The following is a 2,082-nucleotide window of genomic DNA, read 5'->3' as shown; positions in this document are numbered from 1 at the left end:
CCAGCAGATGTTGTTGAAGCAGTGATTTCCCAGCAGATGTTGTTGAAGCAGTGATTTTTGTACTATGCTATAATTTGTTTAGTAAATCTGTTATTGCATTAGTCGATAGCCAAGACTTAGTAATAATACTAAAATGACTTACTGAAATTGATTATCAATAATCAAAAATAAAAGTCCGTAGGCAACCCATGGACTAAAAAGGCTTTGGTAAGTCATACCTGTATCTAAGCTAGTTGATGTTCTTATAAAATATTTTGTTTTATAAGCCTTCAACCCCCAAAATTCATTCTGGGGTGGTTGACCGCGCTTATTAGGCACGGTGATTATGATAAGTTGGATAACGTGCGAACAAGAAGCAAGCTGGTAACTTACTTCGGACGGCTGTTGCGTCTGAAAAGACGCTTTTTTTGTGCCCTCATCTTAGTAAATAATAATTTACTCCACTTCCCAGCTTTATAATGTAATATATAGCGTTATAAAGCTGGAGCGGAAATTTGATAAAAAAATAGCCGTCCGAAGACAGCTATCTTGTCTGTTTTTGCCTGACATTAACGTCTGAACTTGCGTAATTCATGCAACAACCGTCGTATGGAATCGACAAAGTAAGAGGCAAGGTATAGACAAATACCTAGAGAGATAAAGAAATTTTGCATGCGCGTGCAAAAACGATTGGGGGCTAGTTCTTAGAACTGTCCTTTTTTCGTACATTTAGCAAATGGAATTGTTTATTCTGCTTCCCACATTTATAATGTAATATATAACGTTATAAATGTGGAGGGCAGAAAATATGGCAGAAGATAAATCTAAAAAAATTAAACAAACTAAAAATTCTAAAATGATGATAAAGACAATTTACGATAAGATAAATAATATTGTCTATGAAGAGGAAAATCCTACAAAGAGAGTTGATTCAGAGAGATTTTATTATACTCAAAGAGAAATAGGACGGATGACCCGCTCATCTCGAAATTTTGTTGTAACTGAACTAACACCCCATCTTCATTATGTCTATCTAAATCCACGGTATTCCACCATTTATAAAGCATTTTTTAACCCTGGGGCGGTTGATGATTTAAATTTTCCAAGAAAAGAGCGAATTTTTTATTCAACCAAAGAAACTGAAGATCTGATAAATAGTAGTTTTATTCCTGCGAGAAGATCAATTTTCGTGCCTTGGGAAGAAATTTTTACAAAGAAGCAATATTATGATTTCATCAGAGATTATCTAAAATGGCATTTCACTGCAGATGAAGATAAAAAAATTGATATCACAAAGTATGTCAAAGTCGATTATCATAAGCCTGAAGTGAAAAAATTGCTGGACAATTTGTATTACATGAACCCTGTCGCTTTCACTAAATATAATCATTGGCAACTTGTATCAGATCAACTGGCTTTACCTTTAACGCTTATGTACAGAAAAGCAAATAAAAACACTGGTATGGATGTATTTAATCGACTTGATAGCCATGAATTGCATGGTTATAGTCCTTTTACCACAAGCGATTCATGGTCTGGTAGTGAAGCTCAGCAAACCATGGTAAAACAGGGAAGTCAACTATACGTCCATAACCGCGATGGTAAAGGTAAGAATACTAAAACTTTATTTTACTTAGATCAGCCTAAGAATGTGCCAGAAAGTTCCCGGTTTGCAGAAGATCCTAAAGATCCTTCTGAGATAAGATATATCGATAAACTACTGCATTTAGGAATGCTCGCACCAGCACACTTGTATTGCGACTTTAAGAAGATTCCTTATGACTATTTATAAAAATGCGGAAAAGCATTTTTTTGCTTCCCCACATTATAATGTTACATATTACATTATAATGTGGGGAACGGATTTGAAGTTAAAAAGGTGACTTTTAACCTAGACCAATTGAACTTTACATAATGTACATTATCAGAAGCACAAAAAAAGCGCATGAGACTAGTTCTCGTGCGCTTGATTTTTTTCTCTTGTGAATTTTTGCCCGTACACAATTAATTTTTCCTAATTTGGCAGGATTTGCATATTTGCAAAAATCAAAATTTCACAATTAGACCGATTAGCTTTTTCTGCTTCACCGACTTTGTTAAAAT

At 34.5% G+C, this 2,082-nt stretch carries 1 protein-coding gene; it reads left to right on the top strand.

Features of this window, described 5'->3' with window-relative positions:
• Window positions 1-787 precede the first annotated feature (787 nt).
• A complete protein-coding gene (locus FC46_RS08830; protein WP_057799898.1) occupies window positions 788-1,771 on the top strand; it encodes a hypothetical protein in 984 nt (327 codons plus the stop codon).
• Window positions 1,772-2,082: the final 311 nt, after the last annotated feature.

Source organism: Lactobacillus kalixensis DSM 16043, assembly GCF_001434335.1.
Lineage (GTDB): Bacteria > Bacillota > Bacilli > Lactobacillales > Lactobacillaceae > Lactobacillus > Lactobacillus kalixensis.
Note: the sequence above shows the minus strand (reverse complement) of the source record. Positions and strands in the feature narration are given on the sequence as shown.

Excerpts from the sequence above, each read along its gene's own strand:
- FC46_RS08830 (WP_057799898.1), top strand. The coding sequence starts at position 788 with ATGGCAGAAGATAAATCTAAAAAAATTAAACAAACTAAAAATTCTAAA.